The organism is Rhizobium sp. RAF36 (assembly GCF_052114105.1).
Taxonomy (GTDB): domain Bacteria; phylum Pseudomonadota; class Alphaproteobacteria; order Rhizobiales; family Rhizobiaceae; genus Rhizobium.
Genome location: NZ_JBFREC010000008.1, coordinates 91,873 through 109,165, shown reverse-complemented (window position 1 = coordinate 109,165; position 17,293 = coordinate 91,873). Strand labels below are relative to the sequence as shown.

At 61.9% G+C, this 17,293-nt stretch carries 14 protein-coding genes; 8 read left to right on the top strand and 6 right to left on the bottom strand.

Annotation, left to right across the window (positions count from 1 at the left end):
* Nucleotides 1-15: 15 nt before the first annotated feature.
* The 4 genes from AB4Z25_RS23825 (at nt 16) to AB4Z25_RS23810 (ending at nt 4,258) form a co-directional block, all read left to right on the top strand.
* On the top strand, nt 16-1,554 hold the full coding sequence (locus AB4Z25_RS23825; RefSeq protein WP_442209478.1) for a sugar ABC transporter ATP-binding protein: 1,539 nt from the start codon (nt 16-18) through the stop codon (nt 1,552-1,554).
* Entirely contained in the window at nt 1,551-2,546 is a 996-nt protein-coding gene (locus AB4Z25_RS23820; RefSeq protein WP_112389959.1) for an ABC transporter permease, read from the top strand. Before AB4Z25_RS23825 ends, AB4Z25_RS23820 begins: the two co-directional genes overlap by 4 nt.
* Nucleotides 2,543-3,526, top strand: coding sequence for an ABC transporter permease (locus AB4Z25_RS23815; protein WP_442209476.1), 984 nt, complete (start codon nt 2,543-2,545; stop codon nt 3,524-3,526). Before AB4Z25_RS23820 ends, AB4Z25_RS23815 begins: the two co-directional genes overlap by 4 nt.
* 375 nt (nt 3,527-3,901) lie before the next feature.
* Nucleotides 3,902-4,258: a hypothetical protein gene (locus AB4Z25_RS23810; RefSeq protein ID WP_112389957.1), complete on the top strand. Its 357-nt coding sequence runs from the start codon at nt 3,902-3,904 to the stop codon at nt 4,256-4,258.
* On the opposite strand, the gene AB4Z25_RS23805 is transcribed toward AB4Z25_RS23810, so the two are convergent.
* Nucleotides 4,242-4,793 carry a ribonuclease H family protein gene (locus AB4Z25_RS23805; protein ID WP_442209474.1) on the bottom strand — a complete coding sequence of 184 codons (552 nt, stop codon included), beginning with the start codon at nt 4,791-4,793 and terminating at the stop codon, nt 4,242-4,244. The two genes, AB4Z25_RS23810 and AB4Z25_RS23805, sit on opposite strands and share 17 nt — an antisense overlap.
* A 139-nt stretch (nt 4,794-4,932) precedes the next feature.
* Here AB4Z25_RS23805 and AB4Z25_RS23800 point away from each other — a divergent pair, with 139 nt between their 5' ends.
* From AB4Z25_RS23800 to AB4Z25_RS23785, 4 genes are all read left to right on the top strand, one after another.
* On the top strand, nt 4,933-5,202 hold the full coding sequence (locus tag AB4Z25_RS23800; RefSeq protein ID WP_442209472.1) for a hypothetical protein: 270 nt from the start codon (nt 4,933-4,935) through the stop codon (nt 5,200-5,202).
* Nucleotides 5,203-5,354: 152 nt separating this feature from the next.
* A complete protein-coding gene (locus tag AB4Z25_RS23795) occupies nt 5,355-8,327 on the top strand; it encodes an autotransporter outer membrane beta-barrel domain-containing protein (RefSeq protein WP_442209471.1) in 2,973 nt (990 codons plus the stop codon).
* 116 nt (nt 8,328-8,443) lie between these two features.
* Complete coding sequence (locus AB4Z25_RS23790; protein WP_112389954.1) at nt 8,444-9,265, top strand: bifunctional allantoicase/(S)-ureidoglycine aminohydrolase; 822 nt, start codon at nt 8,444-8,446, stop codon at nt 9,263-9,265.
* 74 nt (nt 9,266-9,339) lie between these two features.
* Nucleotides 9,340-11,334, top strand: a complete 1,995-nt coding sequence (locus tag AB4Z25_RS23785; protein ID WP_442209469.1) for an ABC transporter ATP-binding protein/permease — start codon at nt 9,340-9,342, stop codon at nt 11,332-11,334.
* A 63-nt stretch (nt 11,335-11,397) separates the two neighbouring features.
* On the opposite strand, the gene AB4Z25_RS23780 is transcribed toward AB4Z25_RS23785, so the two are convergent.
* The 5 genes from AB4Z25_RS23780 to AB4Z25_RS23760 form a co-directional block, all read right to left on the bottom strand.
* Complete coding sequence (locus AB4Z25_RS23780) at nt 11,398-12,792, bottom strand: amidohydrolase family protein (RefSeq protein WP_442209468.1); 1,395 nt, start codon at nt 12,790-12,792, stop codon at nt 11,398-11,400.
* Nucleotides 12,793-12,898: 106 nt separating this feature from the next.
* Nucleotides 12,899-13,759, bottom strand: a complete 861-nt coding sequence (locus tag AB4Z25_RS23775; protein ID WP_442209467.1) for a LysR family transcriptional regulator — start codon at nt 13,757-13,759, stop codon at nt 12,899-12,901.
* A gap of 70 nt (nt 13,760-13,829) precedes the next feature.
* Nucleotides 13,830-14,114, bottom strand: a complete 285-nt coding sequence (locus tag AB4Z25_RS23770; protein WP_112389950.1) for a hypothetical protein — start codon at nt 14,112-14,114, stop codon at nt 13,830-13,832.
* A 76-nt stretch (nt 14,115-14,190) separates the two neighbouring features.
* The gene (locus AB4Z25_RS23765; RefSeq protein ID WP_442209464.1) at nt 14,191-16,017 is read right to left on the bottom strand and encodes a bifunctional diguanylate cyclase/phosphodiesterase; all 1,827 of its coding nucleotides are present in this window, start codon (nt 16,015-16,017) and stop codon (nt 14,191-14,193) included.
* 164 nt (nt 16,018-16,181) lie between these two features.
* A complete protein-coding gene (locus tag AB4Z25_RS23760; RefSeq protein ID WP_442209463.1) occupies nt 16,182-17,204 on the bottom strand; it encodes an NADP-dependent oxidoreductase in 1,023 nt (340 codons plus the stop codon).
* Between the last annotated feature and the right edge of the window lie 89 nt (nt 17,205-17,293).

Here is a 17,293-nt window from a genome sequence, read left to right as displayed (position 1 = left end):
GCGGGAGGTGGACGCATGAATTTGCCTGAACCGTTTTTCCGGATGGACGGCATATCGAAGCGATATGGCGGTGTGATCGCGCTGAAGGATGCGAGCATCGCCATCCGGCCCGGCGGCATCCATGCCGTCCTTGGCGAAAACGGGGCCGGAAAATCGACGCTTATCAAGATCATGGCAGGTGCCGTCGCCCCCGACGAGGGGCGTATGCTGCTCGATGGCGGCGAGGTCTCCTTCGCCAGTCCGGCTGCAGCAACGGCTGCCGGTATCGTCTGCGTCTTTCAAGAGCTATCGCTGATCCCGGACCTTTCGGTTGCCGACAACATTGTCATCAGTAACCCTCCCTTGCGCTTCGGCCTGATTGACCGGCGCCGGCAAAGGGCGATCGCCGAAGAAGCGTTGGCACGCGCCGGTGCATCCGACATTCATCCCTCGTCGCTGGTCAAGGACCTGCCGCTGTCGCGCCGCCAGATGGTCGAGATTGCCAAGGCGCTGGCCCGCAAGCCCAGGCTGATGATCCTGGACGAAGCGACGTCGGCCCTGACCCAATCGGATGTCGAGAAGGTTTTCGGCGTGTTGAAGCGGTTGCGGTCGGAAGGCATGGCACTCGTTTACATCTCCCATCGCATGCACGAGATCGCAGCGCTCGCCGACGATTGCACGGTGTTTCGCAATGGCCGCAGCATCGAATCCTATCCGGCCGGCACCAAGACCGATCAGCAGGTGGTCGAACTGATGATCGGCCGCGAATACACCAATGTCTTTCCACCGAAGCCCGCAAGACCGGCCGATCGCGCCCCGGTGCTCTCCTGCCGCGGGCTTTCCTGGGGAGACAGGTTGTCAAATATCAGCTTCGACATTCGCCCCGGCGAGATCATCGGCTTCGGCGGGTTGGACGGGCAGGGGCAGCGCGAGCTGCTGCTGGCGCTGTTCGGCGTGCTTCGCGACACCAAAGGCAGTATCGAGGTTGCCGGTCAGCCGGTGGCATTGAGGAGCCCGAAACAGGCAAAGTCGGGCGGCACGTCGATTGCGCTGATCCCTGAGGATCGCAAGACGGAAGGACTGATGCTGCCGATGACCGTGCGCGAAAACCTGTCGATTGCCGCACTCGGCAGCGTCTCCAGGCATGGCGTCATTGATCGCAGTGCCGAGCAGGCGAGGATCGACGAACTCCTGAAGCTCCTTGCAATCAAGGCCGCAACGATCGACATGCCGGTGGGGGCACTGTCCGGCGGCAACCAGCAGAAGGTTGTCATCGCCAAATGGCTGATGAACCGCCCGAAGATTATCCTGCTCAACGATCCGACGCGCGGCATCGACGTCGGCACCAAGCAGGAAATCTATGCGCTGCTGCGCAAGCTTGCCGATGATGGCGCGGCGATCATCTTCTACTCGACCGACTACGATGAGCTGATCGGCTGCTGTGACCGTGTTCTGGTCATGTATGACGGCAGCGTCATCCGCTCGCTCGAAGGTGAAGAAATCAACGAGCACGAACTGATCGCCAGTGCACTCAACATCAATCCGCAGGCTGTCGAACAAAGGATCGGGCAATGAGCGCGAAGTCTCCAAGCGACTGGCGGTTCTGGTATGTTCAGCACAAGGGCACGTTGCTGGCCGCGGCGCTGTTCCTCGTCATGTTCGTGATCTATGTCAGCAACCATCCCGCGGGCTTCACGCCGAATGTCGTTCAGACGGCGTCGAACAAGGCAACGCTGCTTGCTTTTGTCGCCATGGCGCAGTGCTTCGTGGTCATCACCGCGGGCATCGATCTCTCGGCCGGCATGATCCTGATCCTTTGCAATTGCCTTGCGTCGTGGCTGGTCGTCGGCACACCGCTGCAAACAGGTCTTGGCATTGTCGCGGTGCTGCTGACCGGCCTTGCCTGCGGCCTGCTCAATGGCCTGATCATCATTTTCGGCAGGCTGCAGCCGATCGTCACGACGATCGCGACGAGTGCCATCTTCTTCGGCCTCGCCTTGCTGCTGCGGCCGACGCCGGGAGGATCGGTGAACGAGGATCTGGCCGATGCCTTCACCTCCAAGCTGTTCGGCATCTTCCCAACCAGCCTGATTGTCCTGGCATTGACGATCCTGATCATCTGGGTACCGTTCAGCCGGTCGGTGCTTGGCCGCGCGGCCTACGCCGCGGGTTCGTCCGAAAACGCCGCCTATATGTCGGGCATGCCGATCAAGCGGGCCAAATTGGCAGCCTATGCTCTGGCCGGCCTGTTGTCGGCGATCGGCGGCCTATACCTGACCTTTTTCTCCTATACCGGCGAGGCGGCGTTTGCGAGCGGCAACGCCTATACGCTCTATTCGATTGCCGCCGTGGTGCTTGGCGGCGTGTCGCTGGCCGGCGGCAAGGGCAGCGCCATCGGCGCGGTGTTCGGTGCCCTGGCTTTCCGCACGATCGGCGACCTGCTGTTCGTCTTCGACCTCGATCCGCTTTGGCAGCCCCTTTTCCAGGGGATCGTGCTGATGGCGGCGATCAGCATCGGCTGCATCGGGCTCGCGCGTGTTCGCAACCGGCTGGAGTGGTTCCAATGAGTGAGGATGCATCCTACATGCGCCAGTCGATCATTCCGGTCCGTCTTCGCAGCGTCGATCCGGCCGTCGCCATCGCCTTCGGCTGTATCATTCTGCTGCTGCTCGGCGGCTCGATCTACTCGTCGAATTTCCTGTCTCCCGACTACCTGTTGCAGCAGCTGAAGGTCGCCTCGTTTCTTGGGGTGATCGCGACGGGAATGATGATGGTGATCCTGCTCGGCCAGATCGACCTCTCCGTGCCATGGGTGGTGACGGCGGGCGCGATGATGGCCTGTGCGGCAACGGCCTATGGTACGGCGGGCTCGATCGTTGCGATCCCGTTCGGGATACTCTATGGCGCGGCGATCGGCGCCTTCAACGGTGCAGCTGTTGCCTATCTGCGTATTCCATCGATGATCATCACGCTCGCGACCAATGCCGTCGTCCAGGGTCTGATGGTCGTCTATACCGGCGGTTTCGCGCCGCAGGACGCGGCCTCTCCGGCGATGCGCTTTCTTGCAACCGGCTACCTCATTCCGGCCATTCCGAACGGCGTCCTCGTCTGGCTCGTCACTGGCATTCTCACCGTCTTCCTCTTGACGCGGACGACGTTCGGCCGCTCGCTCTACGCCATAGGCAACCGTGAACGGGCCGCCTACATGTCCGGCATCGATACCCGCCGGATCACGCTCCTCGCCTTTGTCATATCGGGCGCACTGAGCGCGCTCGGCGGCGTGCTGCTTGCCGGATATGCATCGAAGGCCTCGCAATCGATGGGAGATGCCTATCTGCTTCCGTCGATCGCCGCTGTCGTTCTTGGCGGAACCCATGTGCTGGGCGGCAAGGGCTCCTATCTCGGGACGGTTGCAGGCGTGATCCTGATTACCCTGTTGCAATCGATCCTCTCCGTCATGCAGATCGAGGAAGCCGGACGGCAGCTGATTTACGGCGCGGTCATCGTCTGCATGCTGCTGCTCTATGGACGCCAGAAGCTTGCCTGAAGCAGCGCGGGCCGCGATCCTAACCGAATTTGGTATCAAACCGTGCTTGCAAATCCATGCAGGCGGAATAGACTAACCCCATGACATCGCTCAGACAGTGACCACGGATGTACTGGCACAAAGCTGAAGCGATAAAGGAAGGTCGGTGCGATTGTTCGCCCGGCCTTTTCTTTTGGACGCGAGTGATCCGCATCTCAGATGGCTGACCGCCGACAGGTGGTGAGCAGGCATCTGAAACAGGTCGCGGCAGACTCAAAAATGCCATGTTGAATGGCAAGACCGGAGACAGGCGCGCTCGACTCATCCTTGCGCCTCGTTGCGGTGAAGATTGCGTGCAATCGGCGCCAGGCCCCATCAACGCTCAGAAAGTCACTGATGTCCAAGAAATCCTCCGGCGGGTTGTTCGCCGCTGCTGCCGTCGCAATTACCATGCTTTCGGCACCCGGCGCTTATGCTGCCGAGTCTCTGGCGCGCGTGGTTGCCGACGGCAATCCCTGGGAAATGTATGTCGTCAAGCGCCGGGTATCGAACATCCTGGTTTTTAAACCGGATGGCGGCGGAACGATCAGCGACAGCATGGTCAGCATTCACCCGACCTGGAAAGCCGTGGCGGATGGGATATGCATCAGGACCGAGCCGCAGGCGGCGGAAAAATGCCTGATGCTGAAGCGAACCAAAGAGGGCATCGAGGCGTCTCAAGGCGGCAAGGCGGTCTTCATATTGAAGCGCTGATATCTTCACCCGTCTTCGCCAGACGCGCTTGTGTCGCCAGCGCGTCGGCGCGAACATTGCCGGCGATACCGGAATGCGCCTTGCACCAGTTGACGGTGATCTGGTCGTGCTGCTGAAGCTCGGTATCAAGGGATTGCCATAGCGCGCGATCGGCAATCGCCCGCTTTCTGCGGCGGCTGTCAGGCTCGATCTTCTTCCAGCCGTTGCTTCTCCAGATGAAGCGCCATCGATTGCAACCCTCCAGCACATAGCGGGAGTCGGTCAGGATGACGGCCTGCCGGTTAGCGGCATGGGCGTTGAGCCATCGAGCGGCGTTCAGGATTGCGGTCAGTTCGACTGCATTATTCCCTGGAGCAGCCGGGAAGCGCCCGGCGCTTGCAAGCACCTCGACCTCATCCGCATAGACGACGAAGGCCCATCCCGCGTGGGCAGAACCGGGCTCGAAGGAGCCATCCGTGAAGATCATCAGCGGTTCGTGACTCTGGGGAATATCCAGCTGGCTGTTCTCCGGTCCGCTCATAAGGTTCGTCGTCATGGCTGCCAGCCTTGATGCCTTTCCGGCAAGCGGTCAACTGGCCGCTGTTGAGGGAAGCGCCGGTTGACACCGGCCAGCACGACACCTAGCTACGTTTGAAAGTGTCCCGAACATGCGCCGGATGGCGCAGGAGATTAAAGTGGCGAAAAAGGCCAAGGAACCGAAGCTTGAACATTCGGAGTTGTCAGGTGAATTCACCGAAGATGGTGTCACCGTGCTTGTAGACATCTTCCGGACCCAGGGCAGCCAGGAAGACTGGACGATGGAAGTCGTGACCCAGTCGGAAGACCTGATCCGCTGGGACGAACCGTTCGAGACCGACCGCGATGCGTTCGACGAATTCCTGGCGACCATCGCCCGCGATGGGATCGCGTCCTTCCTTGAGGACTCGGAGCCGGCCGTCCACTAACGAGCCGGTTTCAGCGTTTCCCGTCCGGTCGATCAGGATTCGGGAAAGGGCTTTCAACCCGACGATGTAAGACTTCATTAACCAGGCTCGGATAGGAATTGTTAACCGTCCCGCCGGCGAATGGCGGGTGCTCGCTAGCGTCGGCCGACCTGATGAAACCACTGCTTCCGGCATTCTCCCGCCGTCTAGGCCTGTTCACGGCGCTGGCTTCCGTGGCGTTGCCTGTGCACGGCTTTGCCCAATCGGCGTGGTCGGGCAGCTCGGATAACGAATTCAGTAATGGTTCGAACTGGACGCCTGCCGCGCCCGGAGCAGCCGACACCGCTGTCGTCAACACCGGATCTCCGCAGGTCACCAATGGCGTTTCTGTTGGAACGCTTGATGTCGGCGGCGGCAACGTCACCATTACCAATACGGGCGTGCTGAATACGACGAACGGCACCACGATCAGCTCGGGTAGCGTCAGCATCAATGCGGGCGGGGTGCTGAACTCGAATGTCAGCCTGGACGGCAGCGCGCTTTCGGTCGATGGCGACCTCAACGGCCGCCTGATGCTCAACAATGGCAATGTGACGGTCAACGGCACGCTCGACAGCGCCGTGGTCGGAACGGCGACCGCATTGACCAACAATGGCGGGATGGATGCCGTCGATGTTTCCGCGGGCGGGACGTTCGTCAACAACAATGGCGCCACCACCCAGACGGTCACCAATGCCGGGACGGCTTCCAATGCCGGGACGATCGGCACTCTGACGAATACGGCGGGCAATTTCACCAACAACACTGGCGGCACGGTGACCGGGAAAACTACGGTTTCCGGCGGCACGCTCACCAACAATTTCGTCATCACAGACGCGGACGTTGCCGCCGTTGCGGCCTTCGTCAACAACAATGGAGCCACGGCCGGTGCGATCCGGAATTCCGGCACGCTCACCAATGCCGGAACGATCGGCTCCGTTCAGAACGACGCCGGGTCGTTCACCAACAATTTCGGCGGCGTCGTTACCGGCGGCACCAACGTCTCGGGTGGCACGGTGACAAACAATGCCACCCTTCACAACGTCAATGTCGGTGCAGATGGCACATTCACAAATGCCAGCGGCGCGGCGGCCGGCGCCGTCACCAATGCCGGCAACACATCGAATGCCGGCACGATCGATGCCCTGACCAACACCGGCGGCACTTTCACCAACAATGCCGGCGGGACGGTGACCGGTAAGACGACTGTTACAGGCGGGACTGTCACCAACAATTTTGTCATCACCGATGCGGATGTCGCTGCGGTCGCCGCCTTCGTCAACAACCGCGGTGCAACTGCCGGTGCGATCAAGAATTCAGGCACTGTGACCAATGCAGGCACGGTCGCTTCGCTTCAGAACGACGGCGGCATGTTCACGAACAACGGCGGTGGCGCAGTCACGGGGGCGACGACCGTCAACGGCGGCAGCGTCGTCAACAACGCAATGCTCGATGACGTCGCCGTTGGGGCGGCAGGCAGTTTCACCAACAATAGCGGCGCGGTCGCAGGCACCGTCACGAACGCCGGCAACGCCTCGAACGACGGTACCATCGCGTCACTCGTCAACAGCGGAGGCACGTTTGCCAACACCGGGATGATCAGCGGGCCGGCAACGGTGTCCGGCGGCTCGCTGGTCAATGACGGAACGATATCCGGCGCGGTCGATATTTTCGGCGGCGGCCTTCTGTCCGGCAGCGGCATTGTCGGTGGCCTGACGGTGAATTCGGGTGGCATCCTTTCGCCTGGCCCGGGGATTGCAACGCTTGCGGTAACGGGGGGGCTGACGTTTCGCGCGGGCTCGACCTATCAGGTGGATATCGAGGCCAGTGGTGCTGCCGACAAGGTGGACGCGACAGGCGCTGTTACTATCCAGGGCGGCACGCTGGATATAAGGGCGGCGAGCGGCAATTACGGGCTGGCGACCAATTACACGATCCTCAGCGCCGGCAACATCACCGGCGCCTTCGATGACGTCACGAGCAACTTCGCCTTCCTGTCGCCGACGTTGACCTACGGCACGACCGCCATCGACATGCAGCTCGATCGCAACAGCGTGCAGTTCGCCGATGTCGCGGAGACGGCGAACGGCCGTTCCACAGCGGCTGCTGTCGAAGCCCTGGGTTCGGGAAATGGTGTCTATGACGCCGTTCTGCCGCTGGATATAAGCACCGCCAACAGCGCCTTCTCACAGCTAAGCGGCGAGGTTCACGCCTCGCTCAAAAGCGCTTTGCTGTGGGAAAGCCGGTTTGCCCGCGATGCAATTATCGAGGAAGTGGCATCGCGCGCCGATCAGCAGCATGACCAGGCGACATTCTGGAGCGCGGGCTTTCTGTCTTCAAACAGCTGGCAGGGCGATGGCAATGCCGCCGGTCTCGACACCACGACATCAGGCATCATCGCAGGCGGCGACGTGCCGGTTTCGGACCACTGGCGTCTCGGCGGGATGGCCGGTTACAGCCACGACGCCCTCGATCAGGCGGATACGGATTCCTATCACGGCGGTCTTTATGCCGCGGGCGATTTCGGACCCCTCGACCTCGTCGGTGGGGCTATCTATTCTCACAACGACGTATCGACCCAGCGCGACATCGCCTTCGGCACCTTTGCTAATCAGCTGACCGCCGACTATGGCAGCGCCACGAGCCAGGTCTTCGCCGGCATCTCCTGGACGCATGAGCTGGATGCCATCAAGCTGCAGCCCTTCGCCAACCTTGCGTACGTCAATCTGGATAGCGATGGATTCCGCGAGAGCGGCGGTGCGGCGGCCTTGTCGGCTACGGACGGCAACGACGCGATCGTCGCCTCGACGATCGGCCTGCGCTGGTCGGCCGACTGGCCGCAGAGCGATCTTCCGGTGACGGTCTCCGGCATGTTCGGCTGGCGGCATCTCGCCGGCGACCTGACGCCCTATTCGAGCCTGACCTTTGCCGGCGGCTCGCCGTTCGTCATCGAAGGTGTCGAGATGCCTCAGGATTCCCTGCTGGTGAGGCTTGGCCTCTCCGCAGCACTCACCAAATCCACTTGGCTGACGCTCAGCTATTCCGGCGAGTTCGGCAAGGGCCTGCAATCCAGTAGGGCACAGGCGAGACTGGTTGCGAATTTCTAGGAGGGGCCGCATCTCCTGATGCACCCGATAAAATCTGCCTGATAGCAAAACCGGCCTTGAGCCACCGCGCGCCGAAGACTACCGTCCGAACCGTCGAAAACGCTGAGAGAATGACCATGGCAAACCGCTCGTATTACTCCCCTCCCGGTGGCCTTCCGCCGCAGACCGATCTCCTCTCCGGCAAGGCGGTTTTTACCACGGCATATGCGGTCATCCCGCGGGGCGTGATGACGGATATCGTCACCAGCTACCTGCCACACTGGTCAAAGACCCGTGCCTGGATCATCGCGCGGCCGATGACCGGTTTCTCCGAGACCTTCTCGCAATATATCATGGAAGTGGCGCCCGGCGGCGGCAGCACCAAGCCGGAAGGGGAGCCACGGGCCGAGACGGCAATCTTCGTCGTGTCGGGGACATTGGCGATCGGACACGAAGGACGCGTCCATCAGCTTCGCGCCGGATCCTTCGCCTATCTGCCTGCCGGCAGTGCATGGACGCTGCAAAATGACGGCGCGGAGCTTGCGACTTTCCACTGGATCAGAAAGGCATTCCAGCCTGTCGAGGGACTGGAGGCGCCGCCTGCCATCTTCACCCATGAGGACCAGCACGAACCGGGCGCGATGCCCGGCACGGACGGCAAATGGGCGACGACGCGCTTCATCGATCCCGCCGACATCCGCTACGACATGCATGTGACCATCGTCACCTTCGAACCGGGCGCCGTGATCCCCTTCATGGAAACCCATGTCATGGAGCATGGTCTCTATGTTCTCGAAGGCCGGGCCGTCTACCGCCTCAATCAGGATTGGGTGGAAGTCGAGGCCGGCGATTTCATGTGGCTGCGCGCATTTTGTCCGCAGGCCTGCTATGCGGGCGGCCCCGGTCGCTTCCGCTACCTGCTCTACAAGGACGTCAACCGGCACGCACCGCTGTTCTAGAGCAGGTCTTGCGGGCGCGGCCCAAATTGTCCCGCCGGCGTGAAACCTTTTGATTTTTGCGCCGTTGTCGGCTCATGACCGAAGCAGAACTGAAACCGAAATCGGTCGACGGTGCCAAACCGGATGGCGCCGCGAAATCGCCTCAGGGCGTGGGGCGGGTTGTCGAGGCTCCACCGCCGCCGGATGCCGTTGAACCCGATCCGGGACTGACGCCCGAAGAAGCCGAGCATGCGCGTAAGCGCTATCTGCTGCGGCGGTTCTGGATCAGCGCCCGCGGCTATTGGGGCCGTCACGGCGACCGGTCGTCATGGCCGTGTTCTATCGGCCTCTTGGCGATGATCATCCTCAATGTCGGCCTCCAGTACGGGATCAACCTCTGGAACCGGCATATTTTCGACGCGATCGAGAAGCGCGATGCGGGGACCATCTATTATCTGAGCGCTGTGTTCCTGCCGCTGGTACTTGCAAGTGTCACACTCGTCACGGCGCAGGTCTCCGTTCGCATGATGATGCAACGGCGTTGGCGCTCCTGGCTGACATCGGCTGTCATCCAGCGCTGGCTGGCGAATGGCCGTTATTACCAACTGAACCTGATCGGCGGCGATCACGCAAATCCGGAAGCCCGCATTTCCGAGGATCTGCGGATCGCGACGGAATCGCCGGTCGATTTCGTTGCCGGCGTGCTCGTGGCATTTCTGTCCGCCTCGACCTTCATCGTGGTGCTGTGGACCATCGGCGGTGCGCTGACGCTTCCGGTTGCAGGCTCGACGGTCACCATCCCGGGCTTTCTGGTCATTGCTGCCGTGCTCTATGCCGGCATCACCTCCACGTCGATCGTCATTATCGGCCGCAGTTTCGTCGCCGTCTCCGAGGTCAAGAACCAGGCCGAAGCCGAGTTTCGCTATCTGCTGACGCATGTGCGGGAAAACGGGGAAAGCATCGCTTTGCTCGGCGGCGAAGAAGAGGAGCGTAACGACGTCGACCGCACCTTTGGAAAGGTGTTGAAGCAGTGGGCGCTGCTTGCGGGCCAGCATATGCGCACGACACTGGTATCGCAGGGATCGAGCCTCATCGCACCCGTCGTTCCTATCCTGCTCTGCGCTCCGAAATTTCTCGACGGCAGCATGACGCTTGGCGAGGTGATGCAGGCGGCCTCGGCCTTCACCATCGTGCAGGCGGCATTCGGCTGGCTGGTCGACAACTATCCGCGGCTGGCGGACTGGAATGCCAGCGCCCGGCGTATCGCCTCGCTGATGATGTCGCTCGACGGGCTCGAGCGCGCCGAGAACAACGATTCGATCGGCCGCATCCAGCGCGGGGAGACGGAAGGGGATGCTATTCTGAGCCTGAACGAGCTTTCGGTGTCGCTCGATGACGGGACGTCCGTCGTTAAGGAAACCCAGGTCGATATCGAACCCGGCGAGCGCGTTCTGATTGCCGGGGAATCCGGCTCGGGCAAGAGCACGCTCGTCAGGGCGATTGCGGGCCTCTGGCCGTGGGGGCGCGGCAGCGTCAATTTTCGCGCCGGCAGCCGGTTGTTCATGTTGCCGCAGCGGCCCTACATCCCCTCCGGGACGCTGCGCCGGGCAACGGCCTATCCCCGTGCCGCCGATGACTGGACGGTGGAGGAAGTATTGGCGGCACTGGAGGCGGTCGGGCTCGGCTATCTCGGCGAGAAGATCGAGGAAGATGCGCCCTGGGACCAGACCTTGTCGGGTGGCGAGAAGCAGAGGCTGGCCTTCGCGCGCCTGCTGCTGCACAATCCCGATATCATCGTGCTGGACGAGGCGACGTCGGCTCTGGACGAGAAAAGCCAGGAGCAGATGATGGAAACGGTGATCCGCGAATTGCCGAAGGTCACCATCGTCAGCGTCGCGCACCGGGTCGAGCTGGAAGCATTTCACAGCCGCAAGATCACCCTGGAACGCCGCGACGGCGGCGCCAAGCTTGTCAGTGATATCGATCTGATCCCGCGGAAGAAGAGGCCGAAATCGCTGCTGCGGCGCAGCGCCTCGGCACTGCTCAATACGAAGCGGCACTCCGGCCACAAGAACGGCGGCCGGAACTAAACTTGCTGGAGCAAGCCATGACGCGCTGCGGCTATCTGCGGGCAGCGCGTCATGCATCGATTATCAGGATGACGCCTTGGCGACGCCGCCGTAAACGAGGCGTCCTTTGTGGAACGTTGCGCTGCGCGGTGACACGCGGGCGACGGCCTCTGCGGAGCAGCTGGCGCTGGCAAGCGTAAAGCCCGCTTCGTCGCCGGCCTTCGGCCAGGCGCGCTTTCCATCGGCATCGAGCGGCAGGATGCCGCCGGTCGAAATGGCAAGCGACCGCGACAGGTGATACTCGTCGGAACCGCGATACAGCTGGGCGTAGAGATAGGCCTTTTCCAGCATGTCGCCACTGCCGAATGGCGACCAGTGGTCGATGACGCTGTCGGTTCCGGTCATGACGAAGACGCCGGCCTTGCTGAGCTGCGGCAAGGGCATCATCAATCCGCCGATCGGCACTGTGGAGGCGATGGTCATGCCGTTTGCGGCCAGCCGCGCAGCAGTTTCGTCAAGCGCTTCCGGGGAAAGCGTCGTCAGCGCGAAGGCATGGCTGATGGTCACCTTGTCCTTCAGAGCGGGGTTCTTCTCGACTGTGTCGATCATGTAGTTGATCGCGGCGACACCGGCCGGGCTCGTTTCGTGCAGGTGGATATCGACGCCCTTGCCGCTGTCGATCGCAATCTGGAACATCGCATCGAGCGACTTTTCCATGGCGCTGTCGACATTCGTCGGGTCGAGACCGCCGACATAGGCGGCGCCCATCTGCATCGCCTCGCGCATGAGGCCATCGACCTTCGAGTGCAGCAGGCCATGCTGGGGGAAGGCAACGATCTCGCAATCGAAGCTGTCCTTGTGCTTTTCCAGCGCGAGCTTCAGGTGTTCCAGGCTCTTCAGGCCGCTGACCGGATCGATATTGCAGTGGCTGCGGGCGACCGTGCTACCCTTGGATTGGATCAGTGCAATCAGACCCTCGGCACGCTGCTCGGATGTCGGCAGCAATTGCGGCAGCAGCTTTTCTTCGAGCGCGATCATGTCCATGATCGTCTTGCCCTGCCGAGGTAGAGGCGCCTTCCACGGACCGCCGTAGAAGGTCTTGTCGAGATGGATATGCATGTCGCGCATCTTCGGCAGCGCAAGCTGGCCATTGGCCTGATAGACAGGGACGCCAGCGGGAAGCGTAGGACCGGCTGCATGCAGGGCGGCAATCTTGCCGTCCTTGATTTCAAGCGTATTCAGAGATGTGCGGGTTCCGGTGACGATATCGCCGTCGCGTTCGAAACCGTCTTCGAGGCGAACATCCGTCAGCAGGTAGTGGTTCTCGGTGATGGCTGTGACATCGGCTTCGCTGGCGCAATCGGCAGCAGCGGCCTCGCGGCCAATGCCGCCTGTCAGGCCTGCAAGCGCTGCTGCTGTCGTTACCTGTCCGGTGCGGCTCAGGAAGGCCCGGCGGCTTTGCGATACGGCATTGTGCATGATCGTCTCCTCATCGTCGTGCATGAAATGGATGAGGCACTTTAGGAAATGACGCGGCGCGATGGCAGCGACATATGACAATGGTGACTATTCGATTTGTGAATGATCAGCCGCGCTTCAGGCCGCAAAAGGAAATGAGACGCTCGGCGAGATCGAGGGCGAGCGGCGAGGCGGTGTCGCGGTAAAACAGCGCGAGCTCGAAATTCTCGATCGGCGGCAGACCCTCGGTGGTACCCAGCACGCGATGCCCCTGAAGCCGGCAGGTTGCCGGCAGGAGACTGACGCCAAGGCCAGCGGCAGAGGCTGCCGCAAGCGCCGCGAGGCCGCCGCTGCTATAGCCGACGCGCCACCTGAGGCCGAGGCCTTCAAGCGTCTCGCACAGTTCTTCGCGGTAAAGGCCATTCACCGGAAAGACAGCGATCGGCACCGGGGATTGTTCGATCGCCGGATACTTTTCGCTGTCGAACCAGAGCAGCGGCTCGGCACGCGCGGCCCGGGGCAGATGCACGCGCACCTGCTTGACGAGCACCAGATCCAATTCCTCCAGCAGATAGGCCCGGTGAAGTTCGCGGCTGAGGCCGCTTGAGACATCCAGCCGCAGATGCGGATGCTCGCGCTTGAATTCGGCGAGAAGGTCGATGGTCGGTACGGTCAGATCCTCCGGCATGCCGAGCCGCAAGACGCCATCTCTCCATGGCCCCGTCAACGCGTCATGCGCCTCTTCGTTGAGCGCGATGATGCGGCGCGCATAGCTCAGCAGCTTGATGCCTTCTTCGGTCAGCCGCACCTCATGCGAGGTCCGCTCGAGCAGCGCTTTTCCCAGCAGCTCCTCCAGCCGCCGGATCTGCTGGCTGATGGTCGATTGCGACAGCGAGACGCGATCGGCGGCGCGGGTGAAACTGCTGGTCTCGCAAACCGCGACAAAGCTGATCAGCAATTGCGGGCTGAACATCGGATAGCGTGTCATTTTCTCGCTGTCTCAACCATCGCCGACTCCTGTCTGCCGGCAATTATATACGGGAATGCGGATGATCGGGTCAGTGCAGGCGGGATCCGGCAGGCCGCCGGTTGACTGCAAGCCGGAGGACGCTGATCAAACGCGCCGCCGATCTCATGACTTCGAACGCGATATCGGGGTCGCCGCCGGCGATATCGTCGGCCAGGCGCCGCAGCGTCTGCGATACATCAGTGATGAGCGCACCCATCTGGGCGCGGTCTTCGTCCCGGAGGCCGGCAAGCAGGCTGAGGAGCGTATCGGCAAAGTTCAGCAACGCCGTGGTCGCCTGCGCCGGGGTGAGTGTCGAATGAGATATCTGCGTCATGGGCTCGCTTTCACGGGTTAGGTGTCGCGAGCTAGAGCGATTTCAAGGTTGTAACGTGACGAAGGCGCCCCCTGCTTCAAAGTGCCCGGCTAAGGCGGTCGTGGCGCAGTGGAGGCCGGTTGTTCTCACCGGCGTCGTCGGGCTTTTGACCCCTGGTTCTCAGGAGTTCGGTGGCGGCATCAAACCCGACAGCACGGGAATAGACGAAACCCTGGCCGAGAATGCATCCCATGGCGAGAAGATGCGATGCCTGCTCTTCGGTCTCGATACCCTCGGCAACGACCTTGATGCCAAGTCTGTGAGCAATGCCGATCAATCCTTCAACGATGGCGGCACCCGGTTCTTCGCTGATCAGACGATCGACGAAGGACTTGTCGATCTTGATGATATCGACCGGAACGGTCAGCAGATGGGTGAGCGACGCATAGCCGGTGCCGAAGTCGTCGAGCGCGACGCGCAAGCCCTGCTCGCGAAGCGCCCGGATCTCGTCGCCGACCGTATGATCGCGCGGGCCGAGATAGACGGATTCCGTCACCTCCAGGATCACATGGTCCAGCGGCACGCCTTTGCCGATGAGATGTTCGTCCAGTTTCGCTCGGATATTGCCGGTATGAAAATCGGCAGCCGACAGGTTGATGCCGACGTGCTGAAGGGGGAGGCCGAGATCAAGCCACCGGCGCATGTCCGATGTCACCATGTCGAGCATACGTTCGGTCAGTTGCAGGGCGATTTCGCCGTCGAGCATCGCCTCATGGAAATGGGCCGCAGCGACCGTCTCGCCGGCCGACGTGCGCATACGGCACAGCGCTTCAAAGCCGACGACCTCGCCCGTGTCCAGCCGGACGATCGGCTGGTAGTGCGCTTCGATACGCCGCTCCGCCAGCGCGATGCCGACATCGCGAATGGCCCGGAAACGCCGCGTCAGCGCGGTGCCCATGCCGGGATAATAGGCGGTGAACTGGCCGCGGTGCCGGGACTTGCCGTGATAAAGCGCGACATCGGCATTCTGGCGGGGATCACCGTCTCCGGCAACGGCGCCGCCCGCCGTCATCGATGGGAAGACCACATGCTTGTCGCACTGGGCGGGCCGCTTGACGGCGCGAAGGATCGCATCGCCGCAGGCTGCCAGCTCCTCCATGCCGCCGCCATCGAGGATCACCGCGAACTCATCACCACCCAGCCTGAAAGTCCGCTCCGGCGGAACGACCGATGCGATGCGCCTGGCGATCGTCCGGATCAGCGCATCGCCTGCACCATGCCCGAAGGTATCATTGACCAGTTTGAGATTGTCGATATCAGCAAGCAGCAGCCCGAACGCGCGATTGGCATTCTGCAGTTCTTCCAGCACTTCGTTGAACCGTGCGCGGTTGGCTTCGCCGGTCAGCGCGTCCGTGTAGGTCAGACGTTCGCGTTCGCGGACCCGTTCATCGCGCTCGATGGCGATGGCGCAGAGATGCGTGCAGGTTTCGATGATTTCCTTGTCCCGATCGTCAGGACGCCGGCACTCCTGAAAATAAAGCGCAAAGGTTGCGATGACCCGGCCTGCGCTGATCACCGGGGTGGACCAGCAGGCGAGAAGACCGAGCGGCAGAGCCAGATCGCGATAGGCCGCCCATCGGCCATCGGTTGCGATATCTGTGACGATAACAGGGACACCGTAGAAGGCGGCCGTGCCGCACGACCCGGCAGCCGGTCCGACCTCCAGATTGTCGAGAGCCTGGCTATAGGAATGGGGCAGGGACGGGGCTGCGAGCGGATGGAGTCTGCCGTTTTCAACCCGAAGAACAGAGCATTTGACCCCCGGAAGCCTGATCTCAACCAGCAGGCAAAGCGCCTCCAACGTTGCCGCAAGCGGCTCGCCCTTGGCAATGCGTTCCAGAACCTTGTTTTGCAATTCGAGCATGTCATCGCCACGGGGTTAGCAAAACCTAAAGTAGGCGGATGAACGATCAAATCTCGTTTCAGGAATAGCTAAAATTGACGCGATTGCTGGATTTTTGGCAGCGCGTGGACGGTCTCACAGGTTTTATCGGCCATGGACAGTAGCCCGACGCTTTCGCCGGCCAATTATTCGCTCACACGCACGATCAGTTTCCCGAAATTCTTGCCTTGTAGCAGGCCGATGAAAGCCTCGGGCGCATTGTCCAGACCATCGACGATATCTTCACGGAATTTCAGGCGGCCATCCGCCAGCCATCCGGATGCCTCTTCAAGAAAATCCGGCCGCTGCGCGGCGAACTCGCGCTGAATAAAGCCGCGCACGGTCAGGCTCTTGCGCAAAACGGCGCGCATGAAGCCGGGAAGGCGGTCGAATCCCTCCGCCGCCTCATTGTTGTAATGCGCAATCAGCCCGCAGACGGGCACGCGTGCGAAGTCGTTCAGAAGCGGGAAGACCGCTTCCCAGACATGGCCGCCGACATTCTCGAAATAGACGTCGATTCCATCAGGGCAGGCCAAGGCGAGCTGAGCGGTAAAGTCCTTCGCGCGGTGATCGATGGCGACGTCGAAGCCGAGCTCGCCGCTGACATAGGCACATTTCTCGGCCCCACCGGCAATCCCGACGACCCGGGCTCCGCGTATCCTGGCGATCTGGCCAACCACCGCACCGACAGCGCCGCTGGCGGCCGCGACGACGACGGTCTCGCCGTGCTGTGGCTTGCCGATGTTGCGCAGGCCGGCATAGGCTGTGAACCCGGGCATGCCGAGAACACCGAGCGCGGTTGTCAGCGGCGCCTGCTGCGGATCGAGCTTGCGCAGCCCCTCACCGTTTGACGTCGCATAGGTCTGCCAGCCCGAATGCGACAGGACGAGATCACCGGGCGCGAAATCGCTGTTTCGGCTGCGGATGACGCGGGCAACGGTACCGCCCTCCATGACCTGCCCGATGCCGACGGGCGCGGCATAGGATTTGGCGTCATCCATGCGTCCGCGCATATAGGGATCGAGCGACAGGAACAGGATCTGCAGCAGCACTTCACCTTCCGCCGCCGCGGGGACCGGCTGCCGCTCGATCTGGAAATTCTCCGGCACCGGCGACCCTTTCGGCCGTGACGCCAGGGTGATCCTTACGTTTTCCAGTGCTTCGGGCATGACAATCCTTTCCATGATGAAGACGGTGTTTCGCGCAGGCCGACGCTAACGCCGTCATGCGCGAGCGGCACGGTCGATTTTTCCCTTCT

Excerpts from the sequence above, each read along its gene's own strand:
- AB4Z25_RS23760 (WP_442209463.1), bottom strand. The coding sequence starts at position 17,204 with ATGCCCGAAGCACTGGAAAACGTAAGGATCACCCTGGCGTCACGGCCG.
- AB4Z25_RS23785 (WP_442209469.1), top strand. The coding sequence starts at position 9,340 with ATGACCGAAGCAGAACTGAAACCGAAATCGGTCGACGGTGCCAAACCG.
- AB4Z25_RS23775 (WP_442209467.1), bottom strand. The coding sequence starts at position 13,759 with ATGACACGCTATCCGATGTTCAGCCCGCAATTGCTGATCAGCTTTGTC.
- AB4Z25_RS23795 (WP_442209471.1), top strand. The coding sequence starts at position 5,355 with ATGAAACCACTGCTTCCGGCATTCTCCCGCCGTCTAGGCCTGTTCACG.
- AB4Z25_RS23770 (WP_112389950.1), bottom strand. The coding sequence starts at position 14,114 with ATGACGCAGATATCTCATTCGACACTCACCCCGGCGCAGGCGACCACG.
- AB4Z25_RS23805 (WP_442209474.1), bottom strand. The coding sequence starts at position 4,793 with ATGACGACGAACCTTATGAGCGGACCGGAGAACAGCCAGCTGGATATT.
- AB4Z25_RS23820 (WP_112389959.1), top strand. The coding sequence starts at position 1,551 with ATGAGCGCGAAGTCTCCAAGCGACTGGCGGTTCTGGTATGTTCAGCAC.
- AB4Z25_RS23765 (WP_442209464.1), bottom strand. The coding sequence starts at position 16,017 with ATGCTCGAATTGCAAAACAAGGTTCTGGAACGCATTGCCAAGGGCGAG.
- AB4Z25_RS23780 (WP_442209468.1), bottom strand. The coding sequence starts at position 12,792 with ATGCACAATGCCGTATCGCAAAGCCGCCGGGCCTTCCTGAGCCGCACC.
- AB4Z25_RS23790 (WP_112389954.1), top strand. The coding sequence starts at position 8,444 with ATGGCAAACCGCTCGTATTACTCCCCTCCCGGTGGCCTTCCGCCGCAG.
- AB4Z25_RS23815 (WP_442209476.1), top strand. The coding sequence starts at position 2,543 with ATGAGTGAGGATGCATCCTACATGCGCCAGTCGATCATTCCGGTCCGT.
- AB4Z25_RS23825 (WP_442209478.1), top strand. The coding sequence starts at position 16 with ATGAATTTGCCTGAACCGTTTTTCCGGATGGACGGCATATCGAAGCGA.
- AB4Z25_RS23810 (WP_112389957.1), top strand. The coding sequence starts at position 3,902 with ATGTCCAAGAAATCCTCCGGCGGGTTGTTCGCCGCTGCTGCCGTCGCA.